Here is a 21,581-nt window from a genome sequence, read left to right on the forward strand (position 1 = left end):
CGTGTGGACCTACGATCTGGACGCGGTCTGGGCCGGGCTTCAGGCGGCCTACGCCGACCTGGCGGCAGACGTCGAGCGGCACCACGGCCTGCGTCTGACCCGTGTCGGGTCGCTCGGCATCTCGGCGATGATGCACGGCTACCTCGCGTTCAATGCCGCGGGAGAGCTGCTCGTGCCCTTCCGTACCTGGCAGAACACGATGACCGCCGAGGCGGCAACGGAGCTGACCGGGCTCTTCCAGCACAACATCCCGCAGCGGTGGAGCATCGCGCACCTGTACCAGGCGATCCTCCGCGGTGAGGACCACGTCGGCGACATCGACTACCTCGCGACGCTTGCCGCCTACGTGCACCACGTGCTGACCGGCGAGCGCAACCTCGGCGTCGGTGATGCGAGCGGCATGTTCCCGATCGACGTGGCGACCGGCAGCTACGATGCCGCGATGGTTGCGCAGTTCGACGAGCTGGTCGCCGACCGCGGGTACGGCTGGAAGCTCGCCGACATCCTGCCCACAGTCCTTCCCGCCGGCGCCCGGGCGGGCATGCTGTCTGCCGAGGGTGCCCTGCTGCTCGACCCGACCGGTGAACTTCAGGCGGGAGTCCCCGTCGCCCCGGCCGAGGGTGACGCAGGCACCGGCATGGTGGCCACCAACTCGGTGGCGCGCCGCACGGCCAACGTCTCTGCGGGCACCTCGATCTTCGCCATGGTGGTCCTCGAGGGCCCGCTCGCGAAGCTCCACGAGGAGATCGACCTCGTCACCACGCCGGCGGGCGACCTGGTCGCGATGGCCCACTGCAACAACGGCACCATCGACCTCTCCGCATGGGTGGGCCTGTTCGGCGAGGTCGGCCGTGCGCTCGGCGCCGAGTTCGACACGAACCAGCTCTTCGAGACGCTCTACCGCTCCGCGCTCGAGGCCGACTCCGACGGCGGCGGCATGCTCGCCTACAACTACCTCGCGGGCGAGCACGTCACCGGGCTCGAAGCCGGCCGTCCGATGTTCGTGCGCACGCCGTCGAGCACGTTCAGCTTGGCCAACTTCATGCGCACGCACCTGTTCGCGTCGCTCGGCGCGCTGCGCGTCGGCATGGACGTGCTGCTGCGCGACGAGGGCGTCGGGCTCGACTCGATGTTCGCCCACGGCGGTCTGTTCAAGACCAAGGGTGTCGCCCAGGGCTTCCTCGCCGCCGCGATGGACACGCCCGTCTCCGTCGGCGAGGTCGCCGGTGAGGGTGGGGCGTGGGGTATGGCCCTGCTCGCGTCGTACCTGGGGAGCCGACCCCGCTCGCCGAGTGGCTGCAGACCGAGGTGTTCTCCGACGCCGAGATCGACACGGTCGAGCCGTCTCCGGCCGACGTGGCGGGCTTCAACCAGTTCATGGAGCGCTACCGCGCCGGCCTGGTCGTGGAGAGGGCCGCCGTCGAGGCCATCTGACGTCGGGGATCCCGGGGAGGGCCGGAAAAATCGGCCAGTGGCCGATTCCGGTCGGTCCTGCTGAAAAGAGTGACCACTGACCCGCGGTCGGTGGCGCCGGCGGCACGTGCCCGCGCCCGTTGAGGGGCGGGCGCACCAACGAGCTAGACTGTCCTTCGTCAAAGGGTAAGCGCGCGACGGGAGGCTGGGACGTCGCGCAGGTCGCGGGAGCGACCCAACGTTCGAGGTACCCATGACCATCCACATCGACGCGCCGCCCGCGCGCCCCGACTCCGGCTTCGCCGGCCTGCTCGCCCGGGTCGGCTGGCCCTACATCATCGCATCGGCCTTGGCCCGGCTGCCCCAGTCGATGCTCACCATCGGGGCGCTCACCTATGTGGCCGCCGGATCGGGCGACTTCACCACCCCGGCGTCGTCGCCGCCATCGCGGGTGTCGGCGTCGGGCTGGGCGCGCCCCTGATCGGGCCGCCTCCGACCGCTGGGGGCAACGCCCCGTGCTGCTCGTCTCCACGGTCGCCTACATCACTGCGCTGGTCGGGCTCCTCTGGGCCGGTGCGCCGCGCGGCGGCACCGTCGACCTGGACGCTGCCCTGATCGGGTGGGCGCTGGTGGCAGGCATGGTCGTGCCGCAGGTCGGCCCCATGACGCGGGTCCGCTGGATCCGCAGGCTGACCGGCCCCGGTGACCGTGTCGCCGTCGACCTTGCCCTCGGCTACGAGAGCACCATCGACGAGATGGCCTACGTGGTCGGCCCGGCGCTCGTCGGGATCATCGCCGCCGCTGCAGGGGCGCCCCTGCCGCTGGTGATCGCGGCGGTCCTCGCGCTGTTGGCGGTGCCCGCCTTCGCGTTCGACCGCAGCGCGAAGGCCGCCAGCCCGGTCGGTGGCCACGCGCACGCCGACGTCGCAGCGCCCCACCGCATGCCGCTGGGCTTCCTCGCCATCGGCGTGGCGGGGATGCTCGCCATCGGCGCGATCTTCGGCTCGCTGGCCACCGGCATGACGGTGTTCGCCGCGGCCACCGGGCACCCCGGCAGCGGTGGCCTCATCTATGCGGCCATCGGCATCACATCGGGCCTCGGCGCCCTCAGCGTCTCCCGCTGGCCCGCCCGCTGGAGCGAGCAGCGCCGCTGGCTCGCCTGCGCCGTCCTCACCCTCCCCGCGACCGTGCTCCTGCTGCTCCCGGCGGAGCCGTGGCAGATGGTGCTCGGCATGCTGCTGATCGGTGCCCCGTCGGTCCGATCATGGTCACGGTCTTCGCGGCCGCCGGCCGCCGCACCCCCGTCGCGCGGCTCGGGCTTGCCATGACCCTGCTCTCCGCCTCCGTGACGCTCGGCACCTCCATCGGCAACCTCCTCGCCGGCACCTCTGCCGACGCGTCGGGCCATCACGGGGCCATTCTCGTCACCATCGGCGCCGCGGTCGCGCTCCTGGTCTCCGGGTCGTCTTCGCCGCCCATGCCCGTCGCGCCACCCGGCGGCGGTTCCCGGCCGCCGCGATTGAGCCGATCGTGCCGCGGGTGAGACAATGGCCCACATGCAATCGCTCCCCGCGCTCCTCGACGCACGCCTCCGGGCCGTCACCGGCGTCGACCCTGAGATGCGCCCCGCCACGAAGCCCCAGTTCGGTCACTTCCAGTCAAACGTCGCCCTGCGCCTTGCCAAGCAGGAGGGGCGACCGCCTCGTGACGTCGCCGCCGACATCATCGGCCGACTCGACATCGCCGACCTGTGCGAGACCCCGGAGATCGCGGGCCCCGGCTTCATCAACTTCCGGCTCCGCACCGAGATCCTCGCCGGCGCGGTCACCTCGCTGCTCGAGGATCCGGACGGCGGCATCAACGTCACCGGCTACCCGCAGCGCGTCGTCATCGACTACTCGGCGCCCAACGTGGCCAAGCAGATGCACGTCGGTCACCTGCGCACCACCATCATCGGCGACTGCTTCAACCGCACCCTCACGGCGGTCGGCAACACGGTCATCCCGCAGAACCATATCGGCGACTGGGGAACCCAGTTCGGCATGTTGATCGAGGAGGTGCTCGACGAGGGTCTCGACGTGACGCAACTGTCGCTCGGCGACGCCGACGCCCTCTACAAGCGCGCCGCGGCCCGATTCCGCGACGACGAGGAGTTCGCCACCCGCGCCCGCGCACGGGTCGCCACGTTCCAGGGCGGTGACGTGACGTCGCTGCAGATCTGGCAGCAGCTCGTCGACATCTCGAAGCCCGCGTTCAACCACGCCTATGACCGGCTCAACGTGCTGCTCACCGATGACGACCTCGCGGGGAGAGCACCTACAACGACGACCTGCCGGTGCTCGTGAAGGAACTCGAGGAGTCGGGCGTCGCGGTCGTCGATCAGGGTGCCCTGTGCATCTTCGTGGAGGGCTACGACGCGCCCCTGATCGTGCGCAAGTCGGACGGCGGCTTCGGCTACGCGACCACCGACCTGGCCGCGATCCGCCGCCGGGTCCGCGACCTCAAGGCCGACCGGATCATCTACGTCACCGACGCCCGCCAGGCGGGCCACTTCTCGCAGGTGTTCGCCGCCGCGCGGCTCGCCGGGTTCCTGCCCCAGAACGTGGTCGCCCAGCATGTCGGCTACGGCATGGTGCTCGGCCCCGACGGCCGGCCCTTCAAGACGCGTGACGGTAAGGCCGCGACCCTCGACTCGCTGCTCGACGCGGCCGAGGAGGAGGCCGCGCCGAACATCGCGCTGGCCGCCATCAAGTACGCCGACCTCAGCAACGGGCTCCAGAAGGACTACACCTTCGACGTCGAACGCATGGTGCAGACCACCGGCAACACCGGCCCGTACCTGCAGTACGCGCACGCCCGCGTCAACCAGATCCTGCGCAAGGCCGAGGCCGAGGGCATCCACTACGGCGCCGTCACGGTCCTTGACGAGCCCGTCGAGCAGCAGCTCGCGCTGACGCTCAGCGGCTTCGGCGACGTGGTCGACGACGTCGCCCAGCACCTGCAGCCTCACAAGCTCTGCACCTACCTCTATGAGCTGGCGGGAACGCTGGCGTCGTTCTACGAGGTGTGCCCGGTGCTCAAGTCGGACGGCGACGTGCGGGCCTCGCGGCTTGCGCTGTGCGCGGCCACGAAGGGCGTGCTCGCCCGTGGCCTCAACCTGCTGGGGATCGACGCGCCCGAACGCATGTGACCCGGCGCCTCCCGCGCCCGTGGGTGCGGGAGGCCTTGGCCGGGTCTCTCCGGATGCCCGCTCGCCGGGGTTGACCCCTGGAAAGGCGCCCCTGCCGCTACGATTCCGTGCATGAGCATTATCTTGGGAATCGATGTCGGTGGTTCGGGTGTCAAGGGCGCACCGGTCGATCTGGAGACCGGCGAACTGGTCGCCGACCGACTGAGGATCCCCACCCCGAAGAAGTCGACGCCGGCCAACGTCGCCGACGTCATCGGGAAGATCATCGAGCACTTCACGCCGGTTATCGGTGATTCGCCGGTCGGGCTCACCATTCCGGCCCCTGTGGTGCACGGCAGCGTCCCCTTCATCGCGAACCTCGACCAGGAATGGGCCGGTCTGCAGGCCGACAGGTTCTTCGAGGAGCGTCTCGGGCGTCGGATCTCGCTGGTCAACGACGCGGATGCGGCCGGCTTGGCCGAGGTGCACTTCGGCGCGGCGAAGGGCAACGACGGGCTCGTCATCCTGACCACGCTGGGCACCGGCATCGGCGCGGCGATCATCTACCGCGGCGTCCTGGTCCCCAATGCCGAGCTCGGTCACCTCGAGCTCGACGGGCACGACGCGGAGTCGCGGGCCGCCTCGTCCATCAAGGAAAAGGAGGGCCTCTCCTACGAGGAGTGGACCGCCAAGCGCCTGAACCCGTACTACCAGCACGTCGAGATGCTGTTTTCGCCCGATCTGTTCGTCGTCGGCGGCGGCGTCTCGAAGGACTGGGACAAGTTCGGCGACCTCTTCGAGCTGAAGACCCCGATCGTCCCGGCCACGATGCGCAACCGGGCGGGCATCGTCGGTGCCGCGCTGTTCACCAAGGACGCCATCGAGCACCCGGACCATCACAGCGAGCAGGTCGGGGCCTGACACCCCAGGACCGCCCGCGGATGCCGCATCGGAACCGGCCACCCTCCAGGGGTGGCCGGTTCCGTATCAGGGGTCACGGGCCCTCAGTCGGCGATCAGCCGGGCCCTCCTCGCACGCTCGAGCTGCTCAAAGAAGAGGCCCCGGGCGACCGCCACGTCGAGGTTGCCCAGTTTGAGCGACACGGGGCCGTCCGTGGTGTGGATGGCGATCTCGGCCAGCCGGAGTCGTCGCTGCAGCGGGCCCTGCTCGATGCTCGCGGACTGCATCCGTCGGTGCGGGACGATGGCGCGGCGCTGGGTGATGAGGCCGTGCTGCGCGAGCACCACGTCCTCGCCGATGCCCCACGTGTGGCTGTGGAACGACACGGGGGTCAGCCACCTGGCGCGCTCCGGCTGAGGGTGGGCCTCGATCTTCGAGAGGTCGAGGTCGGGCCAGAAAGCGTGTAACACCGTCATCACGTCCTCCCAGGTGCCGAACGGCAGGACGACCGCGTTACCCGCGCCGTCCTCGTCGGTGCCCGGAACGCCGTAGCCGAGGACGGTGACGGACACCTGGTAGAGCCCGGTGAGCCGCTGCAGGATGTCCTGCTCGATCGACACGGCCTGGATCCGGTGCGGTTTGAGGCCCTGCGTGACGGTGCTCAGCAGGCCTCGCCGGATGCGCAGCGCGTCGCCCCGACGCGTCATCGTGAAGCCCCAGTTCCTGCCCGTCTGGCTCCAGAGCCAGCCGATGATCGCGGCGGCCGAGGCGAAGAGGGTGACGGGGGTATCCGTCACCAGAGTCACGACGAGAAACACGGCGGCGAAGGTCAGGGACAGTGATGCGCCCATCGAGATGAGCGCGCCGAGCAGCAGGTTGCGCACCGGCACCCGGACGATGAGCTCCCCGTCGTCCTGCTCCTGCGGGGGTGGTTCCAGGACGACATCGACGTGGGCCGCCCGCATGTTGGCGAGCAGGTGCTCACGCAGCGAGTCGGCGCGTGCCTTCGTCAGGTAGGCGAGGTCGACCCCGCCGGCGCCCCGACGTCGATGTGGACCTTCGCGAGCCCGAGCAGCCGCGCCACGAACGGCTGGCTGACGTCGATCGACTGCACCTTCGTGTAGTCGACGCGCGACGACGTGCGGGAGATGAAGTTCCTCTCCACCCGGAACTCCGCGTCGTCAGCCACGAAGGTGGTGGTGCGCCAGGTGATGACGCCGCTCACTCCGCCGAGCAGGGCGACCACGCCGGCGGCGATGCCCGCGAACAGCGCCGTCCCGCCGAATGCCTCACCAGACTCGAGGAACTCGCGCACGATGATGACGGCGACCGCAGCCAGGGCGATGCCGGAGCGGGCGAGCCCGGTCAGCGGACTGGGCCGTTCGACCAGCGTCTCCCGGTGCGACGGCGCAGGTGCGGCCGCCGACGGCTCGGGAGCCGGGCCGAGAGTGGGGTCCATCAGATGCCGGCCTGCTGCAGTTCGCCCCGGGCGATCAGGCGGTCGCGCAGCGCGGCGGCGTCCACGCACGAGAGGCCGGGGATCGACACTGTGCCCTCGGTCGACGAGGTGATCATCTGCACTGTCGACAGGCCGAACCGTTGTTCGATGGGCCCGGACGCCACCTCGACGAGCTGCATGCGGCCGTACGGCACGCACTGAAGTCTCCGGTGCCAGAGGCCGTGCGTCACGTAGACGTCCTCGTCGCGTTCGGCGAAGCCCCACCGCCGGAAGACGCGTGGCGCGCGCCACAGCCGCCAGCCGATCCAGACGAGGCCGGTCGCGAGCACAGCCCACTTCACCCACCCCGGGGCGAGGAAGTAGGAGGCCACCCACACAAGCGCCAGGAAGATTCCCCAGGTGAGGGGATCATCAGCAACTTCAACTTCAGGTAGTTCGGGTGCAGCCCCTGCCAGGGGGTGCCAGGCGGTGCAAAGAGGTCGTCCAGGGTCACTTCACAAACTTCTCGTATTTGTTGCGCTTCGTAGTGTCCGGTCCGAGGACCTTCACTTCTCCCATCACCACCGTACCCACGAGATTGATGCGGATGCCGTCTGGACGGGGAATCGTGCCCTCGACCTTTGCATCGCTCATCACGGAGGACAGCCGGGAGACGTTGACGTCGACTCCCTCGGGTACCCGGATCCGGACATCGCACATCAGCCCGCCGACGTTCAGCGTGATCTCGCGGCTGGCGAAGGTGGAGTCGACCAGGTCGAGGCGCACGTCCCCGAGCCATGAGTTGATGGTCACCTCTGAGGCGACGACGTCGATCTTGCCTGGGCGCAGCGACGAGAGGATGGCGTTGCCGCCGGTGAACTCGCCGGGCTTCGCGACAAGGAGCGGGCGCGCCGCTGCGGGCGCCACGGGGAGGGGCGGGGCGCCTGGTGGGTGCGACCAGGTCGACGGTGAGGACGTCCAGATCGCCGAAGGTCTTCGCGTCGTAGGCGTGCGCGATCCGCTCGGCGTGCTCGTCGAACGTCAGCCGACCCTCCGCGTAGGCGTTGTTCAGGACCTGGGCGACCAGTTCGCGGTCCTGGTCGGCGCAGCGGAGTTCATCGATCCGGGGAGACATGCGCCAAGTCTAGGCCCGGGGGTGCCCGCGTGACCCTGCCGCACGGGGCGGATGCGGGGCGGTTCCGGGGCGGCTCAGGGAAGACCCTGGAGTGGTTCGCCGGATGGGCCCGCGGGTGCGGCTGCGGAGCAATAGGGTGGGGCAGAACGAGGAGGTCCACATGGGCAAGCGAGTGGGGATACTGACGGCCGGCGGCGACTCACCGGGCCTCAACGCGGCGATCCGCGGTTTCGGCAAGGCCGCCATCGGCCACCACGGCATGGAACTGATCGGCTTCCGCGACGGCCTGCGTGGCCTGGTGGAGGACCGCTGGCAGACGCTCGACGGCGCGGCACTCGCGGGCATCCTGACCGTCGGAGGCACCATCCTCGGCACCTCGCGCGACAAGCCGCACAAGATGCTCATCGACGGCGAGGTGTGCGACATGGTGCCCACCATCATCGAGAACTACGAGCGCAACAAGCTCGACGCCATCGTGTGCATCGGCGGCGGTGGGACGGCGAAGAACGCCAACCGCCTGGCCCAGGCCGGGCTGAACATCATCCATCTGCCCAAGACGATCGACAACGACATCGCCCACACCGACACCAGCTTCGGGTTCTCCACGGCGCTCGGCATCGCGACGGAGGCGATCGACAGGCTGCACTCGACCGCCCACTCGCACCACCGGGTCATCGTCGTCGAGATCATGGGTCACAAGGCCGGCTGGCTCGCGCTCGGCGCGGGCATCGCGGGAGGCGCCGACATCGTCCTGATCCCCGAGATCCCGTACTCGATCGACTCGATCGCCGAGTCTGTGGCGGGCAGGGCACGCTCGGGGCGCAACTTCTCCGTCATCGCGCTGGCCGAGGGCGCACGGAACCAGGAGGACTCCGCCGACCTCGCGGCGGCCGTCGCACTGGTGAAGGGGGCCGCGACGCCTGAGGCCAAGGCCGCGGCGAACAAGCACAAGGCAACGGTCGAGGCCGCCCACCGCGACAACGCGTTCAAGGTCGCCTCGGCGCTGGAGGTGGCGACGGGCTCGAATCCCGCGTCACGGTGCTCGGCTACGTGCAGCGCGGCGGCACCCCCGACGCCAACGACCGCGTGCTCGGCACCCTGCTCGGCTCGGCGGGCGCCGACCTCGTCCAGGCGGGAACCTTCTCGGTGACGGTTGCCTCGCAGGCCGGGCAGGCGGTCCCCGTGCCGCTCAGCGACGTGGCGGGCAACCTGAAGACCGTGCCGCTCGACGACCCGTGGATCCGGGCCGCCCGTGGCGTGGGCACGGGGCTCGGCGACTGACTCCGCCACCGCGGCAGGTCCCTTTCGGCTAGCGTGGCGCCATGCAGGTGCTGAGACGCAGGCGCACGGTCGCCGCCGCGGCCACGGCAGTGGGGTTGGTGCTCCTCCTCGTCGCGGGCATCGGCGGCTACTGGTACCTGCGGCCCCTGCTGCGCACCGGTACCGGGTACGCGGCCCACAACCTCTGTGCGGTCACGTTGGTCGCCGGGCGCGTCGACGCCGCCACGGATCTTCCTTCGAACCCCCTGGTGCCGTACCTGACGCCGTGGATGGGCCCCGATGGGCAGTCGCGGGTCACCGTCGTCGGCTTCCTCGCCGGCCAGAATGCCTGGTACACCCCGGGCTTCGGCTGCACTGTCGCAGAGGAGAGGCCGACGCTTCCCGACCCCGCCGAGGTCGCTCCCGCGCCCGAGTTCCCGACCGCCGAGGTCGATCCCGCGATCGAGGCGGCGCTGGACAACGCCTTCGGGAGGACCTTGACGACGCGGCCCGGGCCACGCTCGGCACCCGCGGTGTCGTGGTGCTGCGCGACGGCATCGTGATCGGGGAGCGGTACGCGGACGGGTTCACGGCGGCCACGCCGCAGCTCGGCTGGTCGATGTCCAAGTCGGTCACGAACCTGCTCACCGGTCGGCTGGTACTGGAGGGGAAGGTGTCGCTCACCGACGCCCAACTGCGACCCGAATGGACCGATGAGCGCGCCCGGATCACCGTCGACGACCTGCTCCGGATGACCGGTGGCCTCCAGTGGGATGAGACCTACGAGCTGGGCACGCCCATCACACAGATGCTCTACGACGAGCCCGACATGGCGCTGTTCATGGCGAGGCAACCCGCCGCGCACCCGCCGGGCACCTTCCAGCAGTACTCCACCGGTTCGACTGTCCTGCTGTGCTCGGTGCTGAACGCGAAGGCAGGGTTGGGACCCAACCTGCCTCGCCGGATGCTGTTCCAGCCGCTGGGCCTCGGCTCCGCGGTGATGGAGATCGACGCGGCGGGCACCCCGGTGTGTGGCAGCTACCTGTGGGCGACGCCGCGGGACTGGGGCAGGATCGGGCAGTTCGCCCTGAACGACGGCGTGGTCCACGGGGAGCGGCTCCTGCCGGAGGGCTGGATGGCTGAGTCGACGAGGGTCCGCCCCGTCGCCCTCACGGATGCCGACGGCATGGCCGCGTCGTGGTGGGCCAACGAGCGGGTCGACGGGTCGCTCGTCGAGCCGATCCTCCCGGCCAGCGCCTACTGGCGCAGGGGCATGATGGACAGCGGCTGTTCGTCCTGCCCGACCAGGGCGTCGTGATCGTCCGGATGGGCTTCTCGCCCGAGGCCGGGGACACCCGCGTCGTGCAGTTGGCGGCCGATGTCATCGCGGCGGTCGGCTAACCGGCCACGGGGCGGGTCGCCTCCTCCAGCAGTTCGAGGATGTGCCGGTACGGCCTGCCCGTGGCCTGCGACATGCCGATCTCGCACGTCCTGTTCACCGAGGCGTACCCGTCGTACTCCCGCCGGTTGACCTCGGTGGCCATCTCCCGCGACGAGCTCTCGGTCAGCTCGGGATGGAGAAGGCCCCGGTCACCCGCGAAGCCGCAGCACGCCCAGCTGAGCGGCACCTCGACGTCGTCGCAGATGAAACGGGCCACCTCGAGCAGCGCCTCGTTGATGCCCAGCCCTGTCGAGGCGCACGTCGGGTGCAGCGCGAGCGACCCGAGCGGCGTCGTCACCTGCAGCCGCGGGAGGAGCTCGTCGGCGGCGAACTCGACGACGTCGAGCACCGGCACCTGCCAGTGTCGGGCCATCTCCGCCAGCGACCGGGTGCAGCTGCTTGCGTCGGTGACGATGGGCAGCTGGTCGGGCATCACGATCTCGGCGTGCACCTTCCTGCGCATCACCTCGTAGCCTTCGGTGACGCCCTTGGCACGCCAGGGCGCGCCGCAGCAGAGGGCCTGGGCGTCGAGCATGGTCACGCGCACCTCGGCGCGGAGACAGAGCTCCCGGAACGCGGTGAAGACTCCCTCCCGGAGGCGGCGAACACTGTCTGCATGCAGGACGGGAAGTAGGCCGCGACGCCGCGGTCGCCCCGGTCCCTGCGGTTCGGTCTGCGCCTGAGCCTCGAGCCGCGGGGAGCCGGTGGTCATAGCTCGGCACGGTGTCCTCGCCGAGGCTGCGTCGGCCTACGTTCGCGGCCGCGTCGGCGAGGGCGCCGCGGACTTGGCCAGCGTCAGTGCCCTCGACCCCATCCGGGTGAACAGACCCCACGACCGGGCCGCCTGAAGCCAGGTGGTGCGTTCGACCGCGCCGATCTCCTCCAACCGCTGCCTGCGCACAAGCGTGCCGGTGTCGATCCCGAGCGGGCACGCCACCGAGCACATGGAGTCGACCGCGCACGTCTCGACCGCCTCGTATGTGTAGGACTCGGCGACCTGTTTGAGCAGGTCGTGGTCCTCATGGCGGGCGGCGATCTCGCGGCGCAGCACGATGCGCTGCCTGGGTGTGAGGGTCAGGTCGCGGGAGGGGCACACGCTTTCGCAGTAGCCGCACTCGATGCAGTTGTCGACCTCCTGCTCGATGCGGGGCATCAGCTTGAGGTTGCGGAGGTGCTCGTCGGGATCCTTCGTGATGACAACACCGGGGTTCAACATTCCTGAAGGGTCGAACAGGGCCTTGACGGCGCGCATCACCTCGTACAACTCGTCGCCGTACTGGTCGCGCACGAACGGGGCCATCGCGCGGCCGGTGCCGTGCTCGGCCTTGAGGACGCCGCCGCGCCGCAGCACCTCGCGGACCAGGTCGCGGGTGAACTTCCGGAACCGCAGCAGCCCCTCCGCCTCGTCGAACCTTTCGCTGAGCAGGAAGTGGATGTTCCCGTCGCGCGCGTGGGCGAAGATCGGCACGTTCTCGACCCCGTAGCGGTGCTTCGTGAAGAGCTGGTCCAGGGCGTGGCACATCTCCTGGAAGTGGTCGAGCGGGACGCTGATGTCCTCCAACAGGGTCGTGGTGCCGGATGCGCGGGCCCCCGCGACGCGCGCGTAGAGGCCGCGGCGGAGTTCGACCAGGGCGCTGCGCCGGTCCGGGTCGGTGGTCATCTCTACGGAGTCGACCACGTCGAGTCCCGCGAGCACCTCGGCCGCCTCGGCCGCCCTGCGCTGCAGCGACTCCTCATCCACGTCGTGCAGCTCCACGAGCAGCGCCGCCTGGGTGGTGAGGTCGAGGCCGCGCAGGAAGAGGGGCGCGGTCCTCGCCTGACGGGCGACGCGCAGCGACGCGACGTCCATCAGTTCGACGGCCTCGAAGCCGTGCCCGACCAGCAGCGGCGCGACCCCTGCGGCCGCGTCGAGATCGCTGAACAGCGCGAGCCCGGCCGCGAGGTGGCGGGCCTGCGGCACCGTCCGGAAGGTCGCCTCGGCGATGAAGCCGAGCGTGCCCTCGCTGCCGATCAGCAGGTGGGAGATGATGTCGACGGGGCGGTGGAAGTCGAGTAGCGCATTGATGCCGTAGCCCATCGTGTTCTTCATGGCGAAGAGGCGACGGATGTCGGCAACGGCCTCCGGGTTGGCGAGCAGCCGCTTGCGCAGCATGTGCAGGCCGCCGGTGAGCTCCGGTTCCTCGAGGCGCAGGGTGATGTCGGCCGACGGGTCCGCGGTGTCGACCACCAGCCCGCTCGGCAGCACGAACACCATCGACTCGACGGTGCGGTAGGCGGTCTGCTCCAGGCCGGCGAGCATGCCGCTCGAGTTGTTGGCGAGGATGCCGCCGATGGTGCAGGCGACCGCGCTGGTGGGATCGGGGCCGAGGCGGCGCCCGTGCCGCGCGAGGTGGGCGTTGACCCTGGCCAGCGTCACGCCCGCGCCGACACGGACGCGGAGCCCGTCGTCGAGCACCTCGAGATCCTTGAAGTTGCGGCGGGTGTCGACCAGGGTCGAGTCGCTCACGGCCTGGCCGCAGAGGCTGGTGCCTCCGGAACGGAAGGTCAGTGGCTTGCGGAGCGTGGTGGCCTCCCGCAGCAGCTCGGCCACGTCCTCGATGGTGGCAGGGGTGACCACCTCGCTCGGGTGAGGAGGAAGTGGGAGGCATCGTGGGCCACGGCGAGGCGCGTGATGGCCCGGTCGTCGCGCGTCATCGTCGACTGCGAACTGGACATGGGCCTGATCCTACCCAGGTGGGGATGTGTGGTGCGTCGGAAGCGGCACGCACGGACATCCTCGGAAGAGCGCCGCCCCGTGCCCGGAAAAGCCGGACACCGCCGGGCCCGGGAGGCGGGCACCGCCCGATTACTGCTAACCTGTGTCTCACGCGGGCGTAGCTCAATGGCAGAGCGCTAGCTTCCCAAGCTCGATACGCGGGTTCGATTCCCGTCGCCCGCTCCACCGGCCCTCCGGCCGAGCGGCCCTTCACTAGGCGCGATGCCTCGTGGGGGCCCTTTCCGTGCCGGCAGAGGTGGGATCTGTCCACAGCTCCGGCTCTCGTCGCAGCATCGGCGGCTCTGTCGCCGGATAGTCTCCGCATGGAGTACACATACATTCTCGAGTGCGCCGACGGCTCGCACTACGTCGGTACGGCCCACGACCTCGCCCTCCGGCTCAGCCAGCACCGCGACGGCACCGGATCGACCTGGACACGGTTGCGGCGCCCGATCAGCCTCGTCTGGGCGGCGGCCTTCCCGGACAACGGGGAGGCCGCCCTCTTCGAGGAGGAGGTGCGTGGTTGGCGGCGCGAGCACAGGGACGCGCTGATCGCGGGGCGCCTGGCCGAGGTGCCCGCCCCCGACGGCGGGCCAGCGGGGTACACCCGTACGTGCTGAGCGCCGCGGAACGACAGCGGATCGGCCGGATCGTCGGGATCGCCCGGTAGCGGCGACGCGGCGCCGACCCCGGTGGGAGCGGCTACCCCAGAAGGCGGACGGAGTCGCCCTCGGAGATTTCGCCCCTGATCCACACCTGCTCGGCCGGGGCCTCTGGTCGGCGGACGGCGTTCAGGGTCACCCGCGCGGTCGTCTCCGCGATCTGGTCGAGGGGTTGCGCGAGGGTGGTGAGGCGCGGTGACCAGTAGCGGCTGAGGTCCAGGCCGTCGAAGCCCACCAGCGACACGTCGTCCGGGACGTTCAGGCCGGCCTGGCGCAGAGCGCTTGCCACGCCGATCGACACCTCGTCGCAGACGCCGACGGCGGCGGTGAAGTCGAGCGGGCCCCGGGCGAGACGCCGCCCGATGCTGTCGAAGCCGTTCTCCATCGTGTAGAGCCGCTCCGGCACCGCGGCCTCGATGATGAGTTCGGGATCGACCCCGATGCCCGCGGCGACGAGCGACTGCTCGTAACCGGCAAGGCGCTGCGCCCAGGCGTGCCCGGCGTCGATCTCGGACCCCGCGCCGATGAAGGCGATCCGGCGGTGGCCCCGCTCGATGAGGTACGAGGTGAGATCCGCCTCGCCCTGCCGGTCGTCGACCGACACGAACGAGTGGAGCGACCCGGAGATCGAGTAGTCCGACGTGGTGCAGAACACCAGCGGCACATCGATCTGGGCGAGGCGGCGGCTGAGCGTCACCGACTCCTCCCTGTCGCGGGTGCCGTAGCGGCCGAGGAAGACGACGCACTGGTAACGCCCGGCCCGCACCATGCGCTCGATGGTCGCGGCCTCGGCGTCGTGGTCGGCGACGTGGGTCAGGTTCGTGTCGAAGCCGGACTCGGCGAAGGCCGCCTCCAACAACTGCAGCACGGAGATCAGCAGCCGACCCGTCTCGCCCTGGATCACCACGAGAACCGAGTTGCTGTCGGAGATCTTGAGGGCGCGTGCGCTCGAGTTGGGGACGTAGCCGTACCTGCGGGCGGCCTCGTGGACCTTCTTCTTTGTCTCGGGGCTGACGTCGTCGCGGTCGTTCATGGCGCGTGAGACGGTCGAAACCGCGACACCGCACAACCGGGCGAGTTCCCGGATCGTGATACCGGTGCTGCTCATCTCCACTCCTTCCCTGGCGTCCCCGTGCCCGCACCGGGCACGGGGAACCGGACCATCAGCCCTTGACGGCGCCTGCGACGACGCCCTTGATGATGTGCTTCTGGCTGAACGCGTAGAAGACGATCACCGGGATCATCGCGAGCACCAGGACGCCCATCATGGCGCCCATGTCCACCGAGCCGTAGCCGCCCTTCAGGTACTGGACCGCGATGGGGACAGTCTTGTACTTCTTCAGGTCGAGCGACAGGTAGGGGAGCAGGTAGTCGTTCCACAACCACATGACCTCGAGGATCGCGACCGTCACCACGGCCGGCTTCATGATCGGCAGCACGATGTTGAAGAACGTGCGGACCGGGCCGCAGCCGTCGATCGTCGCCGCCTCCTCGATCTCCACCGGGATGCCCTTCACGAAGCCGGTGAAGATGAACACCGCCAGCCCCGCGCCGAACCCGAGGTAGACGATCCACAGGCCGAACGGGTTGCCGAGACCGAGGTAGTCGACCAGCCAGGAGAGGGTGAACATCACCATCTGGAAGGGGACGACGAGGTTGAACAGGAACACGAGATAGATCGACTTCGCGAACCTGTTGTCGGCACGCACGATCCACCACGCCGTCATCGACGTGCACAGCAGGATCAGCGCCGCCGAGCCGATGGTGATCACCAGCGACCAGCCGAACGACGAGACGAAGTCGGTCTTTGCGATGCCCTGGGCGTAGTTCTCCCAGCCGACGAACGTCTCCGGGTTGGGCAGGGAGAACGGCTCGGACGAGACGAACACCTTGCCCTTGAAGGAGTTGATCACCACGAGGACGATCGGGAACAGGTAGGCCACCGAGAGGATGGCGAAGACGACGGTCCAGATCCGGGGATGCTTCGGGTCCCTCATCTCATGCCTCCTTCGAGCGGGCGAACTTGTTCTGCAGCAGCGAGATCGCGGCCACGATGAGCAGGAAGACGACCGCCTTCGCCTGGCCGACGCCCTCAAAGCCCGGCCTGCCGTAGAACGTGTTGTAGATGTTGAGCGCGAGCATCTCGGACATGCGCGACGGCGCGCCGTTGGTGAGTGCAAGGTTCTGGTCGAACAGCTTGAAGCCGTTCGTGATGGTCAGGAACGTGCACACGGTGATGGAGGGCATCACCAGCGGGATGATCACGTGACGCAGGCTCTGACGCGGCGTCGCGCCGTCGACCTCCGCCGACTCGAGCAGCTCGCCGGGGATCGACTGCAACCCGGCGATGTAGATCACCATCATGTAGCCGATCTGCTGCCAGCACACCAGCGCCACCAGCCCCCAGAAGCCGTAGGTGCTCGAGTAGGTGATCGACCTGGCCCAGTTGGCGAGGATGCCGTTGAGGAGCAGCAACCAGACGTAGCCCAGCACGATGCCGCCGATGAGGTTCGGCATGAAGAACACCGAGCGGTACAGGTTGGAGCCCTTGAACTTCTTGACGAGCAGGTATGCGATGGCGAACGCCACCACGTTGATGAGGATGGTCGTCACCACGGCGAACGCGGTGGTGTACCAGAGCGAATGGAGGAACACCTCGTCGCCGGCCAGCCTCTTGTAGTTGTCGAGGCCGACCCACGTGCTGCGCGTGACGGTGGTGAACTTCGTGAAGGAAAGGTAGACGCCCAGCGCGAACGGGGCGACGAATCCGATGAGGAAAGCGGCGAGCGTGGGGCCGGTGAAGAGCCACCACCAACGCTTCAACGATCTGTGCATGATTTCTCCCGAGTCGGCGGGAGCGGGGCGCACAACGCACCCCGCTCCCACTCAAGGCATTCTGACAGGCTTGGCCGGGGGTTCCGACGAACCGGTCGGATCAGCCCTGGTTCGTCAGCGCGACCTCGGAGGCCCAGCCGTCGACGAATGCGGTCTTGACAGCGCCCCAGTCGCCCGTGCCCTGCGCGTAGCCGAGCAGCGCCTGGCCGACACCGTTCTTCCACTCCTCGGAGGGCATGGTGGTGAAGTTCCAGGTGACGGCGGTCTTGCCTGCGGCCGTGTACTCGGCGTCGGCAAGGACGAGCGGGTTGGTCGACTTGTTGTCGGCGAACGACTTGAACGGCGTCACGAAGCCCATGGTGTCGGTCAGCGTCGTGCGGCCGGTCTCGGAGGTGATGACCCAGTCGAGGAAGTCCTTGGTCGCCTTCTGGTCGGCCTCGGAGACCTGGCTGTTGACGACCCAGTAGTTCTCGGAGCCGGTGGTCAGGCCCTGGTTCTCCTCGCTCTCGGCGCCGATGAAGATCGGGAGCATGCCCAGGTCCTCGTCAGCGACGCTCTGTCCCTTGATGTCGTTGTAGGCCCAGGTGCCGTTCTGGTAGAAGGCGGCCTTGCCGAGCGCGAAGTCGGCGTTGGCGTCCTCGATCGTCTTACCGGAGAGGAGCGTCTTCTCGGTGGTCGAGTTGTTGATGTAGAGATCGAAGATCTTCTGGTAGCCGTCGAGGTAGGAGCCCTTGATCGTCTCGGGCTGGCCGACGATGCCGTCGGCCTTGTACTCGTAGTACAGCGGGATGTTGGCCAGGTGGGTCTTGAAGCGCCAGTCGGAGGAGGAGTCGAACCCGGCGGAGGTGAACGCGCCCTCGACGCCCAGGGCGTCCTTGTTGGCCTGGATGCCCTCGGCGACGGCCTTGAGCGCGTCGAAGCTCGTGATCTCGTCGGCCGACTTCACCGCGGCGTCGGGAAGCGCGAAGTACTTGGCCAGGATCGCCTTGTTGTAGATGATGCCGTAGGTCTCCATGACGTACGGGACGGCGACGGGCTTGCCGTCCTCGTTCTGCAGGGCGATCGACTGGTCGTTGAGCTGTCCGTAGACGTCGGTGTCGCTCAGGTCGGTGGTGAACTCCATCCAGGTGTTCAGGCCGACGGGGCCGTTGACCTGGAACAGCGTCGGGGCCTCGGACTTGGCCATCTCCGACTTCAGGGTCGTCTCGTAGGTGCCGGAGGCAGCGGTCTGCACGTCGACCTTGGTGCCGGTCTCCTCGGTGTACTTGGCCGCGAGGGCCACCCAGTCCTCGGCCTGCTCCGGCTTGAAGTTGAGGTAGTAGACCCTGCCCGCGTCACCCGCGGGCTCTCGCCACCGTTGTCGCCACCGTTGTCGCCGTCGGTGCCGCAGGCGGTCATCCCGACCAGCAGCGCCGAAGCCATCAGGCCCGCCGTCACCATCTTCGTCTTGCGTGTTGCCATCGTCCTTGTGCCTTCCTTGGTTTGAGGACACTCACTTGTGTCGCCACGTCGTCTCCGGCACTTCATTGGAATCCCGGAAACGGTTCCGTGCCTGGAAGGTTACACGCCGTCAACGTGCCTCGCAAGGCGGGGTGGTCGGTTCCGGAAACGTTACGGGTGGGACGGGGTTCCTGAGCCGTCGGCCGATGCCGGATCCAGCAGGGGCGGAAGGCCCGCTCGATCAGCGGCGTGGCGGCCATCCACGGCAGCGACACCCCGATCAGGAGGAGGAGCGCGAGGCCCTGGGGGCGTAGACGGTCACCGCGACGAGCAACGCGATGAACCCGGCGTGGATGACCAGCACGCCGAGGGCGATGGGAGGTTGCCCACCGCGATCAGCCACGCGTTGACCAGGTGGCGGTGCCACCGGTTCTCGAACCGGGCAAGGAGTGAGAACAGGAACGGGAAGCCGAGCAGGAAGCACAGCGTGAGAAGGACCTTGAGCACCAGGAGGTCCGGTGTGCGGAGGAAGATCCAGCTGGCCGTGAGCAGGGCCCCGACCGGGCCGACGACGGCCCACGCGGCCGTCGACGCCGCGAAGTTGGCGCGTAGCGAGGTGCCGAACAGCCGCCACACAGGTGACTCGTCGCCGGCGGACATGCGCCGGCAGGTGTCGGCGAGGGCGGTCAGGCTGGCTCCCGCGGTGACGACGGGAGGCAGCAGACGACGGTGAGGATGTTGAGCAGGATCAGGTCGCCCAGCGCGCTGGCGGCTCGCCAGGCGGGCGCGTCGTGCTGGAAGAACCTCACGGTGAACCCCTCTCGTTCCCACCCAAGCTTATGCGGAGCCTCTCGGTCGGTGCCGACCGGATACGTTTCCGGTCGCACGGGTCAGGGTCTTGGGTGGGGCCGACCGACCCGCCCGTTCGCGGTACGGCCGGTACGTTACAGTCGGTTGGATCCGTCGCCGTCGACGGTTCGTTGGAGGTCGAGTGAACGCAATTTCCCTGCGGCGCGTGGGCTCAGCCCTGTGCCTGTTCCTCGCGTGCATCACCGTAGTGCTGCTCGGGCTCGGCTCGGATCTCGGGTGGATCACGCTCGCGGCCACCGGCGTCACCCTCGTGCTCGGTTCCTACGTGCAGGAGTCCTATGCGTGGGCCGTGCGGGCCGTGATGGCGGCCGGTGGCCTCGCCCTCACGCTCTTCGGGCTGCTGCCCTGGTTCGACCTGGCCGCGGCAAACTTCAGCTGAGGCAGTGCCTCACTCGGCGGCGCCGGCCGCCTTCTCGATCGCCTCACGCCTGCTGGCGACCCGGTCCTCGACCTTGCTGAAGAGGTAGGAGGCGACCGTGCCCACCACGAGCATCGCTGCCGCGAAGGCGAGCGCGACGCCCAGCGAGAGCCCGCTGTCGGCCAGCCCCTGGGTCGTGTAGGCAGGCAGCACCTTGGTGGGGAACAGCGCCACGGAGGAGCCGACGACCAAGCCGAGGATCAGGTGGTACATCCGCGAGTAGTGGGTGTCGAACATCCAGGCCACCACCTTGGAGGCGAGCAGCACGCAGGCGATGCCGCCGATGGCGATGGGGATGATCGTGGCGAGTTGCAGCGCGGCGATGTCGGCCGACATCTTGTCATACAGGTCGAAGAAGATGAGGAAGTTCGATGGGCTGAGGCCGGGCACGATGAGGCCGAGGCCGATCAGGGCACCGGAACCGAGCCACACCGGGATGCTCGGTGCCACCGTCAGGCTGGCATTCCCGGCGATGAGCATCAGGACGAAGATCCCCACCGCGGAGCCGACCAGGATCACCCAGTCGAGAGTGCTCCGGCCGCGCCTGCCCGCCTGCCGGAAGAGGGAGGGAACGTGCCGATCACGAAACCGACGAACAACACGATGAACTGCGCGGCGTAGGTCTCGAACGCCGTCTCGACCGCCTTCGCGAAGACGACGACGCCGAGCAGGCCGCCGATGCCGACCGGGATGAAGTACAAGACATTCTTGACGAAGTCCTTACGGATGTCGGCCAGGAAGCGGATCATCTGGCTGTAGATGTTGAAGATCACGGCGAGCACACCGCCCGACAGCCCCGGCAGGATGGCGCCGACACCCACGGCGAAGCCCTTCAGGAGTCGTCCGAACCAGCGTCCGACCGAGTCGGGCGCTGTCACCTCGTCGTGGACCTCGGTCTGGATGTCGGTTTGGGGAGCGGTCGGCTCAGTCATGGTGCCTGCTTCTCATCGTGGGAAAACCGAGTCAACACTACGCAGCCCGCCCGCCCGACTCCAAGCCGGTGGCCGGGCCATGGACCACGGTCTGATGCCGGGGTCGTGAGGACCCGCCGTGGTGTCGGTCTCCAGGGGTTGTCGCGGCGCGGGGACGTGCAAGGGTTTGCACCATGAGCATGCATTCCTGACCCCGGTGCGCGCGCCGCCACCCTCGGCCGCGCCGTCAACCATCCACCCGATCCCGAGGAATCCGCTGTGCTCGCCATCACCCCTTCACCCTTTCCGCCCGCCCGGACGATCCCGCCTGGCTGCGCTACCAGGAACTCCGCCGCCGACTCGACCACGCCCTCGTCGACGGTCCCGGGTTCGACACCAGCCCGAGGCCGCCTGGCTCGACGCCGTCAACGCGGAGGCGGAGTACCGCACTGAGCGGCTCCTTGCGCAGCTGGACGGCGAGGCGATCGGGTATGCGCGCCTCACCGTCAACCTGATCGACGACCCGAGTCCGGGGAGGTGTTCGTCTACGTTCTCCCGGAACGCCGCGGGCGGGCGTCGGTACGGCGCTCGCCGGCGCGGTCGCCGACCTCGTCCGTGCGCTGGGGTTGACGCGGGTCGAGGCATGGGTGATGGTCCACCCGGACGGCGACGCCAGGCTCGCGCCGACGTCCGGGGTCGGATCGGTCCCGGCCGACGACCCCGGCATCCGGTTCGCCCTGCGCCACGGGTTCGGGCTGGGGCAGGTCGAGCGGGTCAGCCGGTACGATTTCGCTGCCCCGCCGATCGATCCGCGCGACGCGCTCGCGGAGGCGGCCGAGGCCGCAGGCGACGACTATGAGGTGCTGCTCTTCGAGGGGCGGCAGCCGAGGACGCGCTCGCCGACCTCGCCCTGATGCGGGCCCGGATGTCGACC

Annotated in this window: 25 protein-coding genes, 1 tRNA gene and 3 pseudogenes; 13 read left to right on the forward strand and 16 right to left on the reverse strand. The window is 69.1% G+C overall.

Annotated features, from left to right (window positions below):
• Position 1: 1 nt before the first annotated feature.
• The 6 genes and pseudogenes from G7085_RS15220 (at position 2) to ppgK (ending at position 5,503) form a co-directional block, all read left to right on the forward strand.
• Positions 2-1,498: a xylulokinase gene (locus G7085_RS15220; RefSeq protein WP_331715710.1), complete on the forward strand. Its 1,497-nt coding sequence runs from the start codon at positions 2-4 to the stop codon at positions 1,496-1,498.
• 168 nt (positions 1,499-1,666) lie between these two features.
• On the forward strand, positions 1,667-1,894 hold the full coding sequence (locus G7085_RS15225; RefSeq protein ID WP_197511620.1) for a hypothetical protein: 228 nt from the start codon (positions 1,667-1,669) through the stop codon (positions 1,892-1,894).
• On the forward strand, positions 1,809-2,741 hold the full coding sequence (locus G7085_RS15230; protein WP_269451883.1) for an MFS transporter: 933 nt from the start codon (positions 1,809-1,811) through the stop codon (positions 2,739-2,741). Before G7085_RS15225 ends, G7085_RS15230 begins: the two co-directional genes overlap by 86 nt.
• The gene (locus tag G7085_RS15235) at positions 2,738-2,956 is read left to right on the forward strand and encodes a hypothetical protein (RefSeq protein ID WP_197511622.1); all 219 of its coding nucleotides are present in this window, start codon (positions 2,738-2,740) and stop codon (positions 2,954-2,956) included. The genes G7085_RS15230 and G7085_RS15235 overlap by 4 nt, the downstream gene beginning before the upstream one ends.
• Before the next feature lie 13 nt (positions 2,957-2,969).
• Positions 2,970-4,603, forward strand: a pseudogene (gene argS, locus G7085_RS15240) (arginine--tRNA ligase).
• 111 nt (positions 4,604-4,714) lie between these two features.
• Positions 4,715-5,503, forward strand: a complete 789-nt coding sequence (gene ppgK, locus G7085_RS15245) for a polyphosphate--glucose phosphotransferase (RefSeq protein ID WP_197511623.1) — start codon at positions 4,715-4,717, stop codon at positions 5,501-5,503.
• An 83-nt stretch (positions 5,504-5,586) separates the two neighbouring features.
• Here the strand turns inward: ppgK and G7085_RS15250 are convergent, their stop codons facing one another.
• The 5 genes and pseudogenes from G7085_RS15250 to G7085_RS35185 all read right to left on the reverse strand — a co-directional run.
• Positions 5,587-6,447, reverse strand: a complete 861-nt coding sequence (locus G7085_RS15250; protein ID WP_197511624.1) for a PH domain-containing protein — start codon at positions 6,445-6,447, stop codon at positions 5,587-5,589.
• Positions 6,448-6,491: 44 nt separating this feature from the next.
• Positions 6,492-6,941 carry a PH domain-containing protein gene (locus G7085_RS15255; RefSeq protein WP_197511625.1) on the reverse strand — a complete coding sequence of 150 codons (450 nt, stop codon included), beginning with the start codon at positions 6,939-6,941 and terminating at the stop codon, positions 6,492-6,494.
• Positions 6,941-7,270: a PH domain-containing protein gene (locus tag G7085_RS15260; protein WP_197511626.1), complete on the reverse strand. Its 330-nt coding sequence runs from the start codon at positions 7,268-7,270 to the stop codon at positions 6,941-6,943. Before G7085_RS15260 ends, G7085_RS15255 begins: the two co-directional genes overlap by 1 nt.
• Positions 7,271-7,430: 160 nt before the next feature.
• Positions 7,431-7,847 (reverse strand): cell wall-active antibiotics response protein, encoded by a 417-nt coding sequence (locus G7085_RS26755; RefSeq protein ID WP_231979579.1) that lies wholly within the window; start codon positions 7,845-7,847, stop codon positions 7,431-7,433.
• Between the two features lie 43 nt (positions 7,848-7,890).
• Positions 7,891-8,055 (reverse strand): annotated as a pseudogene (locus G7085_RS35185) (DUF1707 SHOCT-like domain-containing protein); the annotation flags it as partial.
• Positions 8,056-8,215: 160 nt separating this feature from the next.
• Between G7085_RS35185 and G7085_RS15270 the strand changes: the two are divergent.
• The 3 genes and pseudogenes from G7085_RS15270 (at position 8,216) to G7085_RS15280 (ending at position 10,633) form a co-directional block, all read left to right on the forward strand.
• Positions 8,216-9,336, forward strand: a pseudogene (locus tag G7085_RS15270) (6-phosphofructokinase).
• Between the two features lie 47 nt (positions 9,337-9,383).
• Positions 9,384-9,878: a hypothetical protein gene (locus G7085_RS15275; RefSeq protein WP_197511628.1), complete on the forward strand. Its 495-nt coding sequence runs from the start codon at positions 9,384-9,386 to the stop codon at positions 9,876-9,878.
• Positions 9,857-10,633, forward strand: coding sequence for a serine hydrolase domain-containing protein (locus G7085_RS15280; RefSeq protein WP_197511629.1), 777 nt, complete (start codon positions 9,857-9,859; stop codon positions 10,631-10,633). Before G7085_RS15275 ends, G7085_RS15280 begins: the two co-directional genes overlap by 22 nt.
• A 79-nt stretch (positions 10,634-10,712) precedes the next feature.
• Here G7085_RS15280 and G7085_RS15285 read toward each other — a convergent pair whose 3' ends face one another.
• Both G7085_RS15285 and G7085_RS15290 read right to left on the reverse strand, forming a co-directional pair.
• Positions 10,713-11,468 (reverse strand): (Fe-S)-binding protein, encoded by a 756-nt coding sequence (locus G7085_RS15285; RefSeq protein WP_197511630.1) that lies wholly within the window; start codon positions 11,466-11,468, stop codon positions 10,713-10,715.
• Between the two features lie 36 nt (positions 11,469-11,504).
• Positions 11,505-13,373 (reverse strand): FAD-binding and (Fe-S)-binding domain-containing protein, encoded by a 1,869-nt coding sequence (locus G7085_RS15290; protein WP_197511631.1) that lies wholly within the window; start codon positions 13,371-13,373, stop codon positions 11,505-11,507.
• Positions 13,374-13,623: 250 nt separating this feature from the next.
• Here G7085_RS15290 and G7085_RS15295 point away from each other — a divergent pair.
• Positions 13,624-13,697 (forward strand) — tRNA-Gly (locus G7085_RS15295).
• A gap of 137 nt (positions 13,698-13,834) precedes the next feature.
• Positions 13,835-14,131, forward strand: a complete 297-nt coding sequence (locus tag G7085_RS15300; RefSeq protein WP_197511632.1) for a GIY-YIG nuclease family protein — start codon at positions 13,835-13,837, stop codon at positions 14,129-14,131.
• An 82-nt stretch (positions 14,132-14,213) separates the two neighbouring features.
• Here the strand turns inward: G7085_RS15300 and G7085_RS15305 are convergent, their stop codons facing one another.
• The 7 genes from G7085_RS15305 to G7085_RS30725 form a co-directional block, all read right to left on the reverse strand.
• Entirely contained in the window at positions 14,214-15,281 is a 1,068-nt protein-coding gene (locus G7085_RS15305) for a LacI family DNA-binding transcriptional regulator (protein WP_197511633.1), read from the reverse strand.
• A 55-nt stretch (positions 15,282-15,336) separates the two neighbouring features.
• Positions 15,337-16,170 (reverse strand): carbohydrate ABC transporter permease, encoded by an 834-nt coding sequence (locus G7085_RS15310; protein WP_197511634.1) that lies wholly within the window; start codon positions 16,168-16,170, stop codon positions 15,337-15,339.
• A 1-nt stretch (position 16,171) separates the two neighbouring features.
• Entirely contained in the window at positions 16,172-17,008 is an 837-nt protein-coding gene (locus tag G7085_RS15315; RefSeq protein ID WP_197511635.1) for a carbohydrate ABC transporter permease, read from the reverse strand.
• Positions 17,009-17,108: 100 nt separating this feature from the next.
• Positions 17,109-18,290, reverse strand: coding sequence for an ABC transporter substrate-binding protein (locus G7085_RS15320; RefSeq protein ID WP_331715711.1), 1,182 nt, complete (start codon positions 18,288-18,290; stop codon positions 17,109-17,111).
• Positions 18,203-18,469 carry a hypothetical protein gene (locus tag G7085_RS32885; RefSeq protein ID WP_331715712.1) on the reverse strand — a complete coding sequence of 89 codons (267 nt, stop codon included), beginning with the start codon at positions 18,467-18,469 and terminating at the stop codon, positions 18,203-18,205. Before G7085_RS32885 ends, G7085_RS15320 begins: the two co-directional genes overlap by 88 nt.
• Positions 18,470-18,766: 297 nt before the next feature.
• Complete coding sequence (locus G7085_RS15325; RefSeq protein ID WP_231979580.1) at positions 18,767-19,108, reverse strand: hypothetical protein; 342 nt, start codon at positions 19,106-19,108, stop codon at positions 18,767-18,769.
• Positions 19,109-19,134: 26 nt separating this feature from the next.
• A complete protein-coding gene (locus G7085_RS30725; protein WP_269451884.1) occupies positions 19,135-19,257 on the reverse strand; it encodes a hypothetical protein in 123 nt (40 codons plus the stop codon).
• Positions 19,258-19,439: 182 nt separating this feature from the next.
• On the opposite strand from G7085_RS30725, the gene G7085_RS15330 reads away from it, so the two are divergent.
• The gene (locus G7085_RS15330) at positions 19,440-19,697 is read left to right on the forward strand and encodes a hypothetical protein (protein WP_197511637.1); all 258 of its coding nucleotides are present in this window, start codon (positions 19,440-19,442) and stop codon (positions 19,695-19,697) included.
• 9 nt (positions 19,698-19,706) lie between these two features.
• Here G7085_RS15330 and G7085_RS30730 read toward each other — a convergent pair whose 3' ends face one another.
• Both G7085_RS30730 and G7085_RS30735 read right to left on the reverse strand, forming a co-directional pair.
• Positions 19,707-20,255 (reverse strand): undecaprenyl phosphate translocase family protein, encoded by a 549-nt coding sequence (locus tag G7085_RS30730; RefSeq protein ID WP_331715713.1) that lies wholly within the window; start codon positions 20,253-20,255, stop codon positions 19,707-19,709.
• The gene (locus G7085_RS30735; protein ID WP_269451885.1) at positions 20,252-20,668 is read right to left on the reverse strand and encodes an undecaprenyl phosphate translocase family protein; all 417 of its coding nucleotides are present in this window, start codon (positions 20,666-20,668) and stop codon (positions 20,252-20,254) included. Before G7085_RS30735 ends, G7085_RS30730 begins: the two co-directional genes overlap by 4 nt.
• Positions 20,669-21,294: 626 nt before the next feature.
• Between G7085_RS30735 and G7085_RS15340 the strand changes: the two genes are divergently transcribed.
• Positions 21,295-21,561, forward strand: a complete 267-nt coding sequence (locus tag G7085_RS15340) for a hypothetical protein (RefSeq protein WP_197511638.1) — start codon at positions 21,295-21,297, stop codon at positions 21,559-21,561.
• Positions 21,562-21,581: the final 20 nt, after the last annotated feature.

The sequence above is a fragment of the Tessaracoccus coleopterorum genome (genome assembly GCF_011174705.1).
Lineage (GTDB): Bacteria > Actinomycetota > Actinomycetes > Propionibacteriales > Propionibacteriaceae > Arachnia > Arachnia coleopterorum.